The organism is Pedobacter sp. T50_32, assembly GCF_057652195.1.
The window spans coordinates 752,590-770,921 of record NZ_JBYFBY010000002.1 but is presented as its reverse complement, the minus strand read 5'-3'; the positions used below and the strand labels follow the sequence as shown (position 1 = coordinate 770,921).

The following is an 18,332-nucleotide window of genomic DNA, read 5'->3' as shown; positions in this document are numbered from 1 at the left end:
GTTTCTTGTCTGCTAAAATCTGCGGGAAAATTTAGTCTTAAACCTCAGATGTAACTTTACCTTCTTCCAATATTGATTGCAGCAACTCTCTTACCTCTAAATGATCTTTTAAGTAGAACTTAGCTTCCGAAATTTCACTTCCTACTTTTATCGTAATTGCGTTATTCGGCATTGCCTTGAAAATATCTTCGTCGGTATGGTCATCGCCCATGGCCAAAATAAAATCATAAGTAGTTTCATGGATCCAGTTAAGGGCAGCTTTACCTTTGTTCACCTCCATATTTCTGAATTCGATTACCTTGTTGCCGGGCATGATTTGTAAACCTTTATCTGCAGCCAAAACTCTTAAACTATTAATAATTTCATTGGCTCTTAATTCGCCCAAACCACTTTCCGTTTTGCGGTAGTGCCAAACTAATGAGAAACTTTTTTCTTCGATAAATGAGCCAGGCGTACGATCGGTATAGGTTTCTAAGATGTTTTTAATTTCACCTTTCCATTGGTCGTTTAGCAGCGGTAAAGAATGCCATTGCTCATTTTGCTTTTTCTGCCAAGCACCATGTTCGGCTATGATACCTAAATTTAAATGTCCAAACCACTGCTCCAAAGTTTCGTGTTTTCTACCGCTAATAATTACCACAGCATTATTCGGGTCTGCGGTAAAATCGCTCAGTAATTTCAATAGTTCTTCATCAGGGCTGGCTTCGTCTATGTTGGTCTTAAAGCCTACTAAGGTTCCATCATAATCTAAAAAGATGATCCGTTTCTGGGTAGCAGCATATCTGCTGATAATTCCCTGACTTACTTTGTTTACTGCGTGTTTGGTTTTTAAAGAATGTTGTAGTAGCTTGGCATCGTCCATACGGGTTAAGAAGTTGCTTACCCACCTTTTAACGTTGAATTTGCTCACCAAGGCTCTCATAATCTGCATCCTTCGCTTTTGCTCGTCCACTGGCATCATTAATGCTTCTAAAATAGCATTCATAATATCGCCAATGTTGTTTGGATTAACAATAATCGCATCGTTCAGTTCTTTCGAAGCGCCAGCCATCTCACTTAATATCAGTACGCCTGTGTCGTCTCTTCTACTGGCAACGTACTCTTTGCTCACTAGGTTCATGCCATCTCTCATTGGTGTCACCAAACAAATATCAGCTACGCTATACATAGCAGAAAGTGTTTCGATAGAAAAAGAGCGATAGAAATAATTGATGGGAACCCAATCTAAGGTTCTGTATTTAGCATTGATATTGCCTACCAATTGGTCTATTTTTTCTTTTAGCTCCTTATACTGTGCTACGGTATCTCTAGAAGGCACCACAATCATAAACAAACTTATTTCGCCAATAAACTTCGGATGTAATTGTAGCAAAAGCTCGAATGCTCTAATCCGTTCTAAAATTCCCTTGCTGTAATCTAACCTGTCGATAGATAGTGCAATTCTGCCACGTTTTTCGCTGTTTAGGTTGTCTATTTCGGCTAGTACCTGGCGTTGCAAGGGCAGCTTTTCAAATTTATCGTAGTCAATTCCCATAGGAAAAGGTTCTACAATGATTTGCCGATTATCTATAGAAATAATATTTGAGGAGAAAGTAACCGGAGTCAATCTCGAAGCTGTACTTAAAAAATGTCGAACATCATCGTAGGTATGAAAGCCAATTAAATCTGCACCAAGCATCCCTTCAATCAATTTATCACGCCAAGGTATTAATCTAAAAATCTCAAAAGATGGAAAGGGGATGTGTTGGAAAAATCCGATTGTAGTGTTCGCTAACCTTTCTCTTAACAACGATGGTAGGCAAAGTAATTGATAATCTTGTATCCAAATCTTGTCGCCTTCTCTGAAAGCTTTTTGTGTTGCTGCGGCAAATTTTTCGTTTACGCTCATATAGCTATCCCAGTAAACTTGCTCAAAGCGGGCGTAGGTTACCAAATAATGGAAAACTGGCCATAACACTTCGTTAGAAAAACCTTCGTAATAAAGATTGATTTCTTCTTGTGTTAGAAATACGGGAATGAGGTTAAGTGAGGCTAATTTTTTTGCAATTTCTGGTTGGTCTTCTTCTGGAATATCTATGCCGGGCCAACCCACCCAAAGCATACTTCCATTTTTGTATACGTCGCCAAGTCCGGTGGCTAAACCACCTTCACTTTTTTTAAGAACGTATTTTCCATTGTTTTTACTGATTTTAACGGGTAGTCTATTCGAAATAATAATTGTTTTGCTCATGCTTTTAACTTAAGTATCCTATATATAAAAAGTCAAAATGGCTGCTTTTGTTTGCTTAGAATTAAAAACGGTGCCGATTGCGCTAATTAGAAATGTTGCTTTTTGGTGTATTTCCTTTGTTAAATAAGCCTGATAGAAAGGAATCCCGATTCTTCATCGGGAGCACTGGAAAGCAGGACTACAGAATGAAAGAACCACTAGGCCTTCACTTTCAAATAAAAATTATCTTTGTGCAATGCAAAAAACCTTCACAGATCAGCTCGGCAATCAGATTACCATCAATTATCCTCCTAAAAGGATTGTTTCTTTGGTGCCTTCGCAAACCGAATTACTTTTTGATTTGGGTTTAGATGAAGAGATTGTTGGGCTAACCAAGTTTTGCATACATCCGATAGAGAAATTTGCCTCTAAGGCTAAAGTTGGCGGCACCAAAAAACTGCTTATTGAAAAAATTAGGGATTTAAAGCCTGATCTGATTATTGGCAACAAAGAAGAAAATAGCAAAGCTGATATCGAATTATTGCAGCAAGGATTTCCAGTTTGGATGAGCGACATCTATAATTTGGAAGATGCTGTGCAGACCATTACAGATATAGGCAATTTGGTAGATAGGCAGCCCGAAGCGAATTACCTAAATCATTTAATTGGTGCAGGTTTTCGTGATTTACAAACTTTGGCGGTAGAAAAAGCGATTGATAAAACAGTTGCTTATGTAATTTGGAAAGACCCGTACATGCTGGCTGGTAGACATACTTTTATTGATGATATTTTAAGGAAGATCGGATTGCGAAATGTGATTTCGGAAAATAGATATCCAGAAATTGAGCTTTCGCAACTGGCAATCGAAAACTGCGATTTGGTGTTTCTATCATCAGAACCATACCCATTTAAGGAAAAACATGTGGAAGAAATTCTGTCTGCTTTGCCAAACGCTAAAGTAATGTTGGTAGATGGAGAGATGTTTTCTTGGTACGGAAGCAGATTAGTAAAAGCAGTACAGTACTTTTTTGAGTTTCAAAATCAGTTAATTAGAAAATAACTTTCATTTTAGTTTTTAAAATAATTTAAAAATTATAATTTAGTTTTTAAATTTTTGAAAATTATGCGTCATTTATTATTTGGATTAGCTGTTGTTGGCCTGAGTGGTTTAGTTGCTTGCAGTGTGAACAAGTCTGGAAATCTAGCTGTAAGTAAGGATATAGTTATTCCTAACGAAGTTTTGCCAGTAGCTCAAAAACCTTGCTTTGAGGGAGCTTATTATCGTAAATTGGTTTCTAGTCATGATTATTGGAGAGGGATAGAGGGCACGGCGATTTTACCAACCATTGCTTTTGATGAAGATAGAAAGCATCCTAAGAAACCAGGACAGTATTTAGATAATCCTTCTATTTATTTAGGTGGTAGTATGGGTAACCAAGAAACAGATATTGGTTTAACTTGGGAAGTGATTAGAGAAGAAAACGGCCAAGTTTCTAAAGAACGCAAGGCATTTAGACCATTTTTACGCAGAACAGAACATGAAAGTGGACAGAAAGCTGTTTTCGAAAATGCACCTGCGCAAAAGGAATATTATTGGTATCCGGGAGAGGAAGTGAAAATGTCGCTGGTTCTAATTGCCAATAAAAAAGTACGTTTTGTGGTTGAGGGTGCAGGGAAAAAATTTGAAAGAGATTTTGATTGCGATGGTTATCTGTTGAGTGCAGTGGGCGAGTTTAAACGTGTAAATGCGATTGATCAAGTTGCTAACGAAGGCAAGCCTGTACAAGTTACCAAAGCTAAGGTGCTTAATGCCGAATGGAAAAATACCAGCCTCTTTAGGTTAATTAATAATGAGTTGGTGACAGTACCTTTCAAGAAAACAAGATATACAGAGATGATGTGTCCAGCTGTTGGTTATTTCGATGTTAAAGCAAGCGCAGCGCAGGCATCAGTAGGTGCTGAGGGACTTTCGATCAGTGGAGTTGTATTTAAATAGAATTTATTTTCATTGAATATGAATGGTTTAGGTTTTGGATATTTTTTAATTGAAAATTTTTTCTCAATTATTGCAAAATAGTCAATGTAATTTCTATCTTTGCAGTCCTAAATAAATCCTAACTGCGGAAGTGGCGTAATTGGTAGCCGCACCAGACTTAGGATCTGGCGCTTCACGGCGTGGGGGTTCGAGTCCCTTCTTCCGCACTAAAGATAAAGGCCGTTCCAATGCAAATTGGAACGGTTTTATTTTAAAAAGACATTGTTGAAATAAAAGTTGATGTGTTGTTTGGGTGAGATAAAAATCTCAATACTCAGTACTCATATCTCATATCTAGATAGAATGAATATTACACAGGAAAAAATTGACGATTTAAACGCTTTAGTAAAGATTACTTTAGCCCCTGAAGATTACACTCCAAATGTAGAGAAAGCCATTAAGGAGCAGGCTAAAAAAGCTAATTTACCAGGTTTCCGTAAAGGAATGGTGCCAGCATCGCACATTAAAAGAATGTATGGCAAAAGTATCTTGGTAGAAGAAATCAACAATATGTTGAATGATAACATCTCAAAATATCTTACAGATAGCAAAATTGAGATTTTAGGTCAACCATTGCCAGTATTAGAAGAAGAAGGTGAGTACAATTGGGATTATAACGATACATTCAATTTTTCTTACGAGTTAGGTTTAGCTCCTGCAGTTGATATCGAGGTTTCTTCTAAAGATAAATTTACGCATTACAACGTTAAGGCTGATGAAGAGACTTTAAACGAACGTGTAAAAAATATCCGTAAGAGTTATGGTAAAATGACAAATCCTGAGGTTTCTGCAGAAGGTGATGTACTTTACGCTGAATTGAAGCAATTAGCTAACGACGGTTCTGAGTTTGAAGGTGGTATCGTAGCTACTGGTTCTCTTCGTTTAGATCAAGTTACTGACAAGAAGATCTTGAAGACCTTAGTTGGTGTTAAGAAAGACGATACTTTAGAGCTTGATGTAAACAAAGCTTTGGGAGGTGATGCATCTGCAATTGCTAAATTGTTGAACATTAGCGAAGAAGATGCTGCGGAATTGAAATCTAAATTCTCGGTATCTGTTAAGAACGTAAACCGTTTAGAAGAAGCTGATTTAAACCAAGAGTTTTTTGATAAAATCTTTGGTGCTGATGCAGTAAAAGACGAAGCTGGTTTCACTGCTAAAATTACAGAAGAAATCGAGTCGATGTTTAAGCAAGATGCTGATCGTAAATTGCAAAACGATATTTACGCACAGTTTACTGAGCAAACTAAAATGCAATTACCAGATGAGTTTTTACGTAAGTGGTTAAAAGCTACTAATGAGAAATTAACTGACGAAGAGTTGGCTCAAGGTTATGATGATTTCGCTAAAAACTTGAAATGGACTTTGATCGAGAATAAAATCATCAAAGACAACGATATCAAAATTGAATATACTGATGTTTTAGAAGCTGCTAAACAACGTTTAGATGCTCAGTTCAGAATGTATAGCCCAACTCCACTTCCAGAAGATCAATTAGCGCAATATGCTGCTAACTTCTTGCAAGAAAAAGAAAATGCTAACCGTATTTTCGAAGAGGTTAAAGCTTTGAAAGTTTTCGATTATATTAAATCGGTAGCTACTTTGAACGAAAAAGAAATTGCTTACAACAAATTCACTGAATTGAAGTAAGAGGTGTTCGACTGACCGTTTGTCAGTACGTTAAAATATACAAGGCAGCTAAATTTTAGCTGCCTTTGTAATATAAAAGCCTTTGGTTTTTCTTAATTGGTTGTTAGTAATGCGATTGATAAAGTTTTTTGAACATTTGAAAAGAAGCGGTGAAATGCTGATTAATAGCGTGAGCTATTTTATAATGTCGGATAATCTGCTAATTTAGCGGAGTGCCTAAATTGGCACGAAAATTAACGAACCTTATAAAATAATTGCTGAAATAATTAGTTTTGAGAGTATACTAAAAGCTAATCTTAAAACGCTAAAACCTAATCGCAAGATGAAAATAGACAAAGACGAATTTAGAAAATATGCCGTTAAACATCATAGAATTAACGGATTAAACGTAGATAGATTTATTGGTGCTACTAACAATTCGCCAAAAGGGATGACACCTTACATCATTGAAGAGCGTCAGTTAAATGTAGCTCAAATGGACGTGTTCTCACGTTTAATGATGGACCGTATCATTTTCTTAGGTGATGCAGTTTATGACCAAAACGCAAATATCATTCAAGCGCAGTTATTGTTCTTGCAATCGGTAGATGCACACAGGGATATCCAAATCTACATTAACTCTCCAGGTGGTTCGGTTTATGCAGGTTTAGGTATTTATGATACCATGCAATACATCACACCAGATGTGGCAACAATTTGCACCGGTATGGCGGCATCTATGGGTGCAGTTTTATTGGTGGCAGGCGCTAAAGGTAAACGTGCAGCGTTAAAGCATTCTAGAGTAATGATTCACCAGCCATCAGGCGGTGCGCAAGGTGTGGCATCAGATATGGAAATCAATTTGAGAGAAATGCTTAAGTTGAAAAAAGAATTATATGACATCATTTCATCACATTCTGGACAATCTTACGAGTGGGTAGAAAAAGCATCTGACAGAGATTATTGGATGACTTCTTCTGAAGCTAAAGAGTTTGGAATGATTGATGAGGTATTAGGCGGAACAAAATAAATCAGTTAACAGTTTTCAGTTTGCAAATAGCAAGGTACTGAAAACTGTAAATTGAAAATTGAAAACTAAAAAATGGCTAGACAAGGAAAAGATTCACATTGCTCGTTTTGCGGCACTCCAAAAAATGAAACCTTAATGTTAATTGAGGGCTTGGATGCTTATATCTGCGATAAGTGTGTTAATCAAGCCAATGTTTTACTGGCGCAAGAACTAGGAAACAAGAAAGGTAAGGCTTTTGATGAGTCGTTTAAACTCTTAAAGCCTGCAGAGATTAAGGAACATTTAGATCAGTACGTAATTGGTCAATATGATGCAAAGAAGGTACTATCTGTGGCAGTTTACAACCACTATAAGCGTTTAAGCCAAAAGATCGATAAAGATGAAGTAGAGATTGAGAAATCGAACATCATGCTTGTTGGCGAAACTGGAACAGGAAAAACGCTTTTGGCGAAAACCATTGCTAAGATTTTACACGTTCCATTTTGTATTGTAGATGCGACAGTTCTAACCGAAGCAGGATATGTGGGAGAGGACGTTGAGAGTATCTTGACTCGTTTGCTACAAGCTGCGGATTACGATGTGGCTTCTGCAGAACGCGGTATTGTTTATATTGATGAAGTAGATAAGGTTGCCCGCAAGAGTGACAATCCTTCTATTACCAGAGATGTAAGTGGTGAAGGTGTACAACAGGCATTGCTTAAGATCTTGGAAGGAACGATTGTGAACGTACCACCACAAGGCGGTAGAAAACATCCAGACCAAAAGATGATTGCAGTAAACACTAACAACATTTTGTTTATCTGCGGTGGTGCTTTTGATGGTATCGAAAGAAAAATTGCTAATCGTTTGCGTACTACCGCAGTAGGTTACAAAGTGAAGAAAGACGATGTAGACTTAGACTTGAAAAACTTGTATAAGTACATCACTCCGCAAGATTTGAAATCTTTTGGTTTAATTCCAGAGCTTATTGGACGTGTGCCAGTTTTAACGCACTTAGATCCATTAGACAGAGAAGCTTTGAGGAATATTCTTATTGCGCCTAAAAACTCATTGGTTAAACAGTATATGAAATTGTTTAATTACGAGAACGTAACCTTGAAATTTGATGAGGATGTATTAGATTTCATTGTAGATAAGGCAATGGAATATAAACTTGGCGCTAGGGGTTTAAGATCGATATGTGAATCGATCATGTTGGATGCCATGTTTGAAACGCCATCTGTAAATGATGTGAAAGAGTTGGAAATAACACTTGAATATGCCAGAGAGAAATTTGAGAAATCTGATTTCAAAAAACTAAAGGCAGCATAAAAAGATAAAATCCCGACTTGTTCGGGATTTTTTTTAACCTGTCGGTTTATGGTTTTTAGTAGATAGAAAATGGTCTATTAACGATAAGCCATCAACTATTATCCAAAATGAACAAAAATTTATAAATTTAAAGAAAGGAGAAAATATATGAATGAAGAAAAAGATGTAAAAAAAGACGAAGAAGTAGTAAAAATCGCAAAGAAAGCGAAAAAAGTAAAAGAGGTTGAAACTCCAGTTAGAAAAGGTTTAAAAACCAAAGAGGAGATCGTAAAAAATTGGTTGCCTCGCTATACGGGCCGACCGCTGGAAGAGTTCGGTCAATATATTCTGTTGACTAACTTTAGTAAGTACGTAGCCTTATTCTCTGAGTGGAATGATAATGCACCTATTTACGGTTTAGACAAACCTATGCAAAGTGTAACGGCAAACGGAATTACCATCATCAACTTTGGTATGGGTAGCCCACTTGCAGCAACTATGATGGATTTGCTAACTGCCATACAGCCTAAAGCAGTATTGTTTTTGGGTAAATGCGGCGGTTTAAAGAAGAAAAACCAAATTGGCGACCTTATCCTTCCAATTGCAGCAATTAGGGGAGAAGGAACTTCTAACGACTACCTGCCTGCCGAAGTACCAGCACTGCCAGCATTCGCATTACAGAAAGCAATTTCTACTACAATTAGAGATCACTCTAGAGATTATTGGACTGGAACCTGCTACACTACCAACCGCAGAGTTTGGGAGCACGACAAAGAATTTAAGAAGTATTTGAAAAGCTTGCGTGCCATGGCGGTAGATATGGAAACAGCGACAGTTTTTACTACTGGTTTTGCTAACAAAATTCCAACTGGGGCTCTATTGCTAGTATCAGATCAACCGATGATCCCAGAAGGTGTAAAAACATCTGAAAGTGATAGCACGGTTACTGCGAATTATGTAGAAACACACTTAAGAATCGGTATCGATTCATTGAAACAATTGATTAATGGAGGCCAGACTGTAAAGCACCTTCAGTTTTAATCACAGAAATTGACTAGCCTGTCATACTGAACCTTTCTAGCATCTTCAACAGATTCTTCAAGCGTTCAGAATGACAACCCTGTCAATATCACTAACTCTCGCAGCCAAGGGAGAAATCCCGATTTATCGGGACAGAGGGGTTAATCCAACCCGCTTTTCGGGAAATCAAACATTGTCAAATTTCCGGTATCATTGCTTATCAATTTCCACTCATCAAAAGGAAATTCGATAATTGCTACGCTACAAGTTGGCATATTGGCTATGTATTCATCCGTAAGGTAATTTAGCAAATCGGTTAAGCCTGGGTTATGTCCAAATAAGGCAATGCTATTAAATTGATCATCCAACCCATTGATAACGTTAAGAAGGGTTTTGGTGTTCGCTTCGTAGATGTTGGCATTAGTTGTCAGTTGATCGGCAATTAAATTCCAGCCTGAAGCAAAATATTTCGCTGTTGTTATTGCCCGTAACGCTGGACTACTGATAATTGCATTGGGTTTAATGCCTTTTAATGCTAGACGCTCTACCATTTCTGGAGCATTTTTGTGACCACGATGATTTAAAGGTCTGTCAAAATCTTTAAGGTTGAAATCTCCCCAATCAGACTTTGCGTGCCTAACGATAATCAGTTGCTTCATAACATTTAAGGTTTTTTATTGGCGAAGAACGCTGTGATTTGTTCTAACGAAAAAGTATTTAAACATTTGTCAGCGGTTAATCCGCCTTTGCGACCAACGATAACGCCGTAACGCATATCTAAGAAACCTTCTTTACGGTGCGCATCTGGATTAACAGAAAGCAGCACACCTTTTTCTAAAGCATAACGATGCCAACGCCAATCTAAATCTAAACGAAGTGGATTGGCATTAATTTCAATTACCACATTGTTTGCTGCACAAGCATCAATCACTTTTTTATAATCGATATCATAACCTTTTCTACTCAATAATAGTCGTCCGGTTGGGTGGCCTAAGATAGTCGTATAAGGATTTTCGATGGCTGTAATTAAACGTTCAGTTGCTTTTTCTTCCGTCATTTTCAGTTGACTGTGCACTGAAGCTACCACAAAATCAAAGGTTTTTAGGATTTCCTCACTATAATCTAAAGAGCCATCGTATAAAATATCGCTTTCTATGCCCTTGAAGATCTTGAAAGGAGCCAGTTTTGCGTTTAGTTCATCAATCTGTTGATGTTGTGCAAATACTCGTTGCTCGTTCAAACCTTTAGCATAAAATGCTGATTTTGAGTGATCGCAGATGCCCAAGTATTCAAGTTTGAGTACATCGCGACAATAAAGCGCCATTTCTTCTAAAGTATGCACACCATCGCTCCAATCAGAGTGGTTATGAAGGCTTCCCTTTAAATCGTTATCAGTAATTAAAATGGGTAGCTGATGTTTTTTTGCAAGTTCAATTTCTCCGAAGTCTTCACGTAATTCTGGAAGTATGAAATCTAAACCAGCCTTTTCGTAAATCTCCTCTTCGGTTTTAAAAATCTGGTTTCCCGCTAAGGCAAGTACTTGATTTACGTGCTCATCGCTACCAGTTAACCTAAAGTAGTCTAGGTAGAAATTAGTTCTTGGTACAATAAACAGCTTTACATTTAAGCCACTTTCTGTTTGTGCTGTAAAAATATTGGTGCTAGTTTCTACAAAACCAAGTTCAAAATTAATAAGTTGTGTAACCAGCACCTCCGGATTTTCGGAGCCGATTACAAATACTGCTTCTTCAATAATTTCGCATAACCTACGGTATTCTCCAGCAACAGCAAACAAAGCATCGTGTTCAACTTGTGTAAGCCAAACAGAAATTTTTTCGTGTATTTCGTTGACCAAAGGTTCAGCTTTCGCATATAGAAACTTACCGTCGGCAGCCATTTTAAACTCAAGAACTTTCTTAATTTCTTCTTGAGTTTTTAAACCAAATCCTTTAGCCTCGATCAAACGATTTTCATTACAAGCATAATAGAGTTCGCCAATACTTTCAATGTGTAAATCGTTCCAAATGGTGGCGATTTTTTTAGGACCGATGCCTTTAATTGCCAGCATTTCTACAATTCCTGGGGGCGTTTGGCTCAACAGCGTTTCAAGCTCGCTCATTGTACCAGTTTCCAAAAGCTCAATTACTTTTGCGGCAATACTTTTGCCTACGCCATCAATTTTATCAATTTCAGTAATTGGTTTACTTGCAATGGCAAAAGGCAACTTGTCTATCTTAAAAGCGGCATTAGCCACAGATTTTATCTTGAATGGATTTTCGTTGTGAAGTTCCATTAATTGAGATAATAATCTGAGTGTACGAGCTATGGGTTTGTTTTCCATTATTGTGTATTGCGATTTGCGATTTGCGTATTGCGATTTGTTCGCATAACGCCAAACGCTCAACTGTAATATTACTTTATTCTAATCTCGTAATCCATTCTAGCTTGCATGCCTGCATTGCTCATTGCTTTTTTCATTTGTTGGTACAAAACATAGTTTTCGCCAAACTCTTTTTTAGCGTAATAAGCACTTACGTTATCTTTTGCAGAGCCTAAGAATTCTTTCAAAGGATCTATTTTTTCAGGATATTCTACCACTCTGTAGTCTTTCAACTTTGCTTTTTTAGCCGCAGAAGCAACAGCGTCACCAAAGCTGCCTAATCTGTCAGCAAGTCCGTTTTTCACTGCTTCTGTACCAATCCAAACACGGCCGCCACCTAAGCTGTCTACCTGAGTTTTCGATATTTTTCTGCCATCAGCCACTTTAGTGATAAACGTATCGTAAATTCTGTTAACGCCTCTTTGGATAATTGCTCTTTCGGCAGGAGTTAAAGGTCTGTCTGCACTCATAATGTCTGCGTACTCACCAGTTTTTACACCATCGAAAGTTAGCCCAAGCTTATTGTTGAATAAATTTTGGAAGTTGAAAATAACACCGAATACACCGATAGAACCAGTAATGGTATTTGGTTGTACGAAAATACTATCGGCAGCACAACCAATATAATATCCGCCAGATGCGGCAACATCACCAAAAGAAGCCATTACCGGTTTCACTTTTTTACTCAATACCATTTCTCTCCAAATCACATCTGAAGCCAGAGCACTACCACCGCCAGAATTTACGCGAAGCACAATTGCTTTCACATCATCATCTAAACGAGCTTTCCTGATAGCACGTGAAATACGTTCAGAACCGATTTGGCTGTCAGAACCTTCGCCGCCAACAATATCGCCATTGGCATAAATTACGGCAACTTTGTTTTTAGAACTAATATCGCCTTCTGATGGTAAGCTCTTGATGTAATCGTTGATACTTACACTGTTGATGTCTTTTTTCTTGTCAATGCCGGTAATATTTTTCAGCTCGTCCAAAATCTCATCCTTGTATTTCAATCCATCTACCATTTTGTAAGCCAAAGCATCTTTTGGATGTTGAATTTTGTACTGGTTTGCGATTTGGAAAAGGCTGTCTTTCTCGATTTTACGGGTCTGTGAAATTCCTGTTAAAAAAGTGTCGTATAATCCGTTAACGTAAGCGGTTACCTGTTGACGGTTATAATCGCTCATTTTAGTATTGATTAACGGTTCAACGGCACTTTTATAGTTTCCTACCCGGATAATTTGAGCTTCAATGCCTAATTTCTCTAGGGCACCCTTAACGAACATCAAATTTGAACTGAAACCTTTAAATTCTAAATCGCCCTCTGGATTTAAATAAACTTTGCCAGCTGCAGATGCCAAATAATATGCACCTTGGGTATAGATTTCACTGTAGGCAATTACAGGTTTTTTACTTTTCTTAAAGTCAATGATCGCATTTCTAACTTCTAACATTGATGCCATGCCCGCATTTGGAGCACTAACATTGATGTAAACCGCTTGGATTTTTTCATCAGTCTCTGCTTTTTTCAAAGCTCTAATCACATCATTAAAGCCAATGGTTTTATCAGAGCTGCCAAATAAGCTACCGAAAGAATCTTCCGGTGTACGTTCTGTAATGGCTTGGTCTAAGTTGAGGTACAGTACCGAGTTCTTCTTAACTACAGTTTCTTTTTCGCTGCCAATTGAAGAAATCATCCCAATGAATACAATGAAAAATAGGATACCTATCACCACTGTTGAAATAACAATACCTACTACGGTAGCAAAAACATATTTGAAAAATTCTTTCATAAGTTTTAATAACGTTTATTTTGTAAAGATAAAAAATGCATTGTGATACCGAAATAAAGCAAGCAAGGCAAGAAAAGAATTATAGCTAGGCTTGAATATACGATATGAAATTAGAGCAACAAGAAGCTTATTTGTTACTGGGAACTAATATGGGCGATAGAGCACAAAACTTAAATGTCGCTATTGCGTTTATTGAGAGAGAAGTAGGACAGGTTTTTGCAAAATCTAGCATTTATGAAACTGCTGCTTGGGGCAAAACAGACCAGCCTGGTTTTTTAAATCAGGCTATTGGCGTAAGGACTAATCTTTTGCCATTGGAGATGCTGGAAGGTTTACTAGCCATTGAACAAAAGATGGGAAGAGTGAGGTTAGAAAGATGGGGGCAGCGTTTAATAGATATTGATATTATTTTCTACGAAGGTGTTATTGTGTTGGATAATAGTGATTTACAATTACCTCATCCAGAGATGCACAAACGTAGATTTGTTTTAGAACCTTTAAATGAAATTGCCGGAAATTTTGTTCATCCAATTTTTAAAGAAAAAGTTTCGAGCATTTTAAGTAACTTAACCGATGAATTAACAGTCGAAAAATTAAAAACTAACTAAATATAACGATGATCAACCCGGCGAAAAGTAAAGAAGATTTAGATTTGTCATATTTGAGAGAGATGTCTGGCGATAGCGCAGAATTTATGATAGAAATGTTGGATACTTTGGTAGAGCAGATTCCTGTTTATTTAGAAGATTTACAGCGAGCGGTTGATGCCAAGGAGTGGAAAGCCGCATCTGAGTTTGCACATAAAGTAAAACCTACTTTTTATTATGTAGGTAGAGAAGATATTAGAGATTACATGCAGATAATTGAGCGTAATGCTAAAGAAGAGGTGGATGTTGATAGCATTCCTTCGGCATTACAAGAAATTAAAACTGAATTGAATGTTATTCTTCAGCAGGTGGCTAAGTCTAAAGCTGAATTAGAGACACAGATGTAATCCTGTAATCGTTTTACCACTTTAGACACACCTGAGAAAACCTAATTCTTAAATGTGTTTATGGCCTTATGCGTTTGAAAAGACATGCTTCTTAAGTGTACTAAGGTTTCTTAGGTGGTTAAAATAAGTTTCCTTGATTTTCCACCCTAGATGTCTAAGAGAAAATAAAGCTAAACTTAATTTTCTTTCTGCCTGAAATAAACAAACGACAATCCTATGTAAAGCAATAAGATTAGCGGTAATGCTACAAATTGTTGCCAAACAAAAAGCACTAGCGATAAAATCATAAATACAAACTTGATTTTGTTTTCGCTCCACTTTAGGTTGCTAAATTTTAAGGAGAAAATCCTGATTTCGCTTACTAACAAGTAGCTACTTACTACAGAAATTCCTGCCAAAATTATCCAATTTCCAATAATTTGAGGATAATAATCTGCAACGTAAGGCAATGACACGATGAACAGCGTATTCATCGGTGTGTTTAAGCCTATAAAATCTACCGTTTGGCGTGTATCATTATTAAACTTAGCTAATCTTAACGCCGAAAATAGAGTGATTAAGAATGCTAAATAGGGGATATATTCATTTGGGCTGTCGCTAGCTTTAAACAAATGGAACATGATAGCTCCTGGTAAAAAGCCGAAGCTTACCATATCTGCTAACGAATCTAAATCCTTTCCAATGTTATTTTTAATTTTCAGCGCTCTAGCGGCCATCCCATCAAAAAAATCGAATATCCCCGATAGGATTACAAAATAGGCAGCACTTTTTAAATCGCCATTAAAACAAAATACAATACCTATACAACCAGATAATAGATTAGCACAGGTTAAAGCATTAGGGAGGTTTAGCATTTGATTTAGTCTTGAGTTTAGCGTTGGGCGTTGGTACGTCGCTAAAACGTCCAACGCCTAACGCTTTTATCCATTCATTCCCATAAGGAATTCTTCGTTGCTCTTAGTACCTTTAATTTGGGCTTGTACCAGTTCCATAGCTTCCTGACTATTCATATCGGCTAAGTGGTTACGTAGTACCCAGATACGTTGTAAGTTTTCTCTATCTAACAATAGGTCGTCTCTACGTGTGCTAGATGCAGTAATATCAATTGCAGGGAAGATACGTTTGTTAGATAATTTACGATCTAACTGTAACTCCATGTTACCTGTACCTTTAAATTCTTCGAAGATCACCTCATCCATTTTAGAGCCAGTTTCTGTTAAAGCAGTAGCTAAAATAGTTAACGAACCTCCTTTTTCTATATTACGGGCAGCACCGAAGAAACGCTTAGGTTTGTGTAATGCGTTAGCATCAACACCACCAGATAAGATTTTACCAGAAGCTGGAGCAGTAGTGTTGTAGGCTCTAGCCAGACGAGTGATTGAGTCTAATAAGATCACCACATCATGACCACATTCTACCAAACGTTTAGATTTTTCTAAAACAATGTTCGCAATTTTTACGTGACGCTCAGCTGGCTCATCAAATGTAGATGAAACAACTTCTGCTCTTACACTACGAGCCATATCGGTAACCTCTTCCGGACGCTCATCAATTAACAAGATAATTAAATAAACTTCTGGATGGTTTTTAGCAATCGCGTTAGCAACTTCTTTTAATAAGTTTGTTTTACCTGTTTTTGGCTGCGCCACAATTAAACCACGCTGACCTTTACCAATTGGGGTAAATAAGTCCATAATACGTGTAGAATAATTGTTGCTTTCGGTAAATAGATTTAATTTTTCTGTAGGGAAAAGTGGTGTTAAATAATCGAAAGGCACACGGTCACGCACATCTGCAGGTACACGTCCATTAATGCTAATTACTTTTACCAATGGAAAATATTTCTCACCTTCTTTCGGTGGACGGATACTTCCGTTAACGGTATCGCCAGTTTTTAAACCAAACAATTTAATTTGCGACTGCGATACATAAATATCATCTGGAGAAGATAAATAGTTATAATCTGCCGAACGCAAGAAACCATAGCCATCAGGCATAATTTCCAACACACCTTCGTTAGTGATGGTGTTGTCGAAATCTAAGTTAGAATAACTGGTTTCGTTTTGTTTATGGTTACCGCCACCATTGTTATTATTTTGGTTCTGATTTTGATTTTTTTGCTGACGGTTTTTATTCTCCTCTCTTTGAGGTTTTTCTTCCTGTGCAGGTTTGTTTTCAACCACTATTACTTCACTGCCTTCATTGGCAACAGGTTTATCTTTAGAAACACGGTCTCTTTTAGATTTTTGGTTTTTTAATTTATCAGCAATGCTTTCTTGTTTTGAAAGATCTTGACCAGTAACCAAAGCAATTGCTTCAAAATCTGGCGAAGGAATTTCAATTTCTTCTGAGCTGTCGAAAAGGGTAGGCTCTGCAGCTTTCTCTTCCTTCTTTTCTTCTGCCACAGGAGCAGCATCTTTAGCAATACGCGTTCTTTTTCTAGCAGTTTTTTCAGTAGAAGCTACTTCCGCTACAGGCTCTGGAGTTACAGAAGCTTGAGCAGTTTCGGTTTGTTTTTGAAGAATTTGTTCGATTAAGTCGTTTTTGCGTAAATCGCCAGCATTATCAACACCATTCGCTTTTGCTAACTCACGTAATTCCGCAGTTAGCTTTTCAGTTAGTTCTGTTTTACTAAACATTTATATTTTGTCGAGAATTTTATTTTTTGGGTTTAACCAAATAATACAACCAAAAAAGGGCTTAAAAGATTTAAGAAATTTTTCTTGCTAAGGTTTTTCGGGAGGTATTCAGATAAACGTTCTGAGAATTATGGCACAATTGTAGGAAATTGGATTTTAATCTGCAAGATATTTTTGAAAAAAAATAACGGAAATATTTGAACGCCAATTACAAAATGTATAAGATTTTAATTAAAAAGCTATTCTACATCACATAGAATAGCTTTTGTTTAAACTTTAATTTGGGTATTAATTTGGCTTATTAATGATAATTCTTGTAGGCGTTGGTCCAGCAATTCCGTTTTGATCAAAAGCTATCTTTACTTTTTCTTGTACGCCAAAATAAACACTCCAATAGTCTGCTTGAGTAGTATAGGGACGTATTGCCAGGGTAGTCATTCCATTACCCACGTTCAATACACTTACTTCCGGAGCTGGCGCTTCTAATACTTTATCATGCTGTTTCATTGCTGTTATAGCAACCGCTCTTGCTTTTTCAATATCCACATCTAAAGCAATGGCTATTGTTAAGTCTACACGTAGATTACCATGCGTGTTATAATTCGTAATTACACCCGTAGATAATGCTCCATTTGGCAAGATTACAGTTTTGTTTTCTGGAGAAAGCACTGTAGTATTAAAAATACCGATTTCCGTTACAACACCAATTATTCCTTGCGCTTCTATCATATCATTAACTTTAAAGGGCTTGAAAATCATCAGCATTACACCGCCAGCAAGGTTACCTAACGAGCCATTTAATGCTGCGCCAATTGCCAAACCTGCGCCTGCCAACAATGCCGCAAAGCTGGTAATATTCACACCTAACATTCCAACTATAGCCAGAAACATCATTACAGTTAGCATTACCTTAATTACAGAAACCAGGAATTTTTGTAAAGAAATATCGAAGCCGCGAAGCGACATCATCTTTCTTGATAAACTAGCTATACGACCAATAATCCACTGGCCAATAAGGTAAACCAAGATTGCGCCCAGTACTTTCGGTGCATAATCTAAAGCCATATTTTTAATCTTATCTAACCAGACTTGGCTGCTGGTTAAAACCTTATCAGAATTTGCCAATAAGTTTGTGTCAATTTGTAATAATTTCATAGGTAAATAATTATATTAAGGTAGAGAATTAGAAATGTTTCAAATTCATGAGACGAAAGTAGAAAACAAAAATGCATCTATTCACATTTGAAGACGTAAATCTTAAACGCTGTGGTTTTGGATCTAAGAATTTTGTGAATTTTGTCAGTTAGATA

At 37.1% G+C, this 18,332-nt stretch carries 15 protein-coding genes and 1 tRNA gene; 9 read left to right on the top strand and 7 right to left on the bottom strand.

Going from position 1 to position 18,332, the window contains the following annotated elements:
• Positions 1 to 37: 37 nt before the first annotated feature.
• Positions 38 to 2,230 carry a bifunctional alpha,alpha-trehalose-phosphate synthase (UDP-forming)/trehalose-phosphatase gene (locus tag AC23ME_RS08685; RefSeq protein WP_487727361.1) on the bottom strand — a complete coding sequence of 731 codons (2,193 nt, stop codon included), beginning with the start codon at positions 2,228 to 2,230 and terminating at the stop codon, positions 38 to 40.
• A 235-nt stretch (positions 2,231 to 2,465) separates the two neighbouring features.
• Between AC23ME_RS08685 and AC23ME_RS08680 the strand changes: the two genes are divergently transcribed.
• The 7 genes from AC23ME_RS08680 (at position 2,466) to AC23ME_RS08650 (ending at position 9,234) form a co-directional block, all read left to right on the top strand.
• Positions 2,466 to 3,269 (top strand): ABC transporter substrate-binding protein, encoded by an 804-nt coding sequence (locus AC23ME_RS08680; protein ID WP_487727360.1) that lies wholly within the window; start codon positions 2,466 to 2,468, stop codon positions 3,267 to 3,269.
• A 63-nt stretch (positions 3,270 to 3,332) separates the two neighbouring features.
• Entirely contained in the window at positions 3,333 to 4,205 is an 873-nt protein-coding gene (locus AC23ME_RS08675; RefSeq protein ID WP_487727359.1) for a hypothetical protein, read from the top strand.
• A 124-nt stretch (positions 4,206 to 4,329) separates the two neighbouring features.
• Positions 4,330 to 4,411, top strand: a tRNA-Leu gene (locus AC23ME_RS08670).
• Positions 4,412 to 4,547: 136 nt separating this feature from the next.
• Positions 4,548 to 5,894, top strand: a complete 1,347-nt coding sequence (tig, locus tag AC23ME_RS08665; RefSeq protein ID WP_487727358.1) for a trigger factor — start codon at positions 4,548 to 4,550, stop codon at positions 5,892 to 5,894.
• A gap of 322 nt (positions 5,895 to 6,216) precedes the next feature.
• A complete protein-coding gene (gene clpP / locus AC23ME_RS08660) occupies positions 6,217 to 6,903 on the top strand; it encodes an ATP-dependent Clp endopeptidase proteolytic subunit ClpP (protein ID WP_487727357.1) in 687 nt (228 codons plus the stop codon).
• A 72-nt stretch (positions 6,904 to 6,975) separates the two neighbouring features.
• Complete coding sequence (clpX, locus tag AC23ME_RS08655; protein ID WP_487727356.1) at positions 6,976 to 8,214, top strand: ATP-dependent Clp protease ATP-binding subunit ClpX; 1,239 nt, start codon at positions 6,976 to 6,978, stop codon at positions 8,212 to 8,214.
• A 147-nt stretch (positions 8,215 to 8,361) separates the two neighbouring features.
• On the top strand, positions 8,362 to 9,234 hold the full coding sequence (locus AC23ME_RS08650; protein ID WP_487727355.1) for an AMP nucleosidase: 873 nt from the start codon (positions 8,362 to 8,364) through the stop codon (positions 9,232 to 9,234).
• Between the two features lie 140 nt (positions 9,235 to 9,374).
• Here AC23ME_RS08650 and AC23ME_RS08645 read toward each other — a convergent pair whose 3' ends face one another.
• The 3 genes from AC23ME_RS08645 to sppA all read right to left on the bottom strand — a co-directional run bounded on the left by AC23ME_RS08645 (position 9,375) and on the right by sppA (position 13,389).
• Positions 9,375 to 9,872, bottom strand: coding sequence for a SixA phosphatase family protein (locus tag AC23ME_RS08645; RefSeq protein WP_487727354.1), 498 nt, complete (start codon positions 9,870 to 9,872; stop codon positions 9,375 to 9,377).
• Between the two features lie 5 nt (positions 9,873 to 9,877).
• Positions 9,878 to 11,554 (bottom strand): DNA polymerase/3'-5' exonuclease PolX, encoded by a 1,677-nt coding sequence (locus tag AC23ME_RS08640; RefSeq protein WP_487727353.1) that lies wholly within the window; start codon positions 11,552 to 11,554, stop codon positions 9,878 to 9,880.
• A gap of 71 nt (positions 11,555 to 11,625) precedes the next feature.
• Positions 11,626 to 13,389, bottom strand: a complete 1,764-nt coding sequence (gene sppA, locus AC23ME_RS08635) for a signal peptide peptidase SppA (protein WP_487727352.1) — start codon at positions 13,387 to 13,389, stop codon at positions 11,626 to 11,628.
• A 104-nt stretch (positions 13,390 to 13,493) separates the two neighbouring features.
• Between sppA and folK the strand changes: the two genes are divergently transcribed.
• Both folK and AC23ME_RS08625 read left to right on the top strand, forming a co-directional pair.
• Positions 13,494 to 13,997 carry a 2-amino-4-hydroxy-6-hydroxymethyldihydropteridine diphosphokinase gene (gene folK / locus AC23ME_RS08630; protein ID WP_487727351.1) on the top strand — a complete coding sequence of 168 codons (504 nt, stop codon included), beginning with the start codon at positions 13,494 to 13,496 and terminating at the stop codon, positions 13,995 to 13,997.
• Positions 13,998 to 14,005: 8 nt separating this feature from the next.
• Positions 14,006 to 14,383 carry an Hpt domain-containing protein gene (locus tag AC23ME_RS08625; RefSeq protein ID WP_487727350.1) on the top strand — a complete coding sequence of 126 codons (378 nt, stop codon included), beginning with the start codon at positions 14,006 to 14,008 and terminating at the stop codon, positions 14,381 to 14,383.
• A gap of 176 nt (positions 14,384 to 14,559) precedes the next feature.
• On the opposite strand, the gene AC23ME_RS08620 is transcribed toward AC23ME_RS08625, so the two are convergent.
• From AC23ME_RS08620 to AC23ME_RS08610, 3 genes are all read right to left on the bottom strand, one after another.
• Positions 14,560 to 15,237, bottom strand: coding sequence for a CDP-alcohol phosphatidyltransferase family protein (locus AC23ME_RS08620; protein ID WP_487727349.1), 678 nt, complete (start codon positions 15,235 to 15,237; stop codon positions 14,560 to 14,562).
• A 66-nt stretch (positions 15,238 to 15,303) separates the two neighbouring features.
• A complete protein-coding gene (gene rho, locus AC23ME_RS08615) occupies positions 15,304 to 17,022 on the bottom strand; it encodes a transcription termination factor Rho (RefSeq protein WP_487727348.1) in 1,719 nt (572 codons plus the stop codon).
• Positions 17,023 to 17,310: 288 nt separating this feature from the next.
• Entirely contained in the window at positions 17,311 to 18,177 is an 867-nt protein-coding gene (locus AC23ME_RS08610; protein ID WP_487727347.1) for a mechanosensitive ion channel family protein, read from the bottom strand.
• Positions 18,178 to 18,332 lie beyond the last annotated feature (155 nt).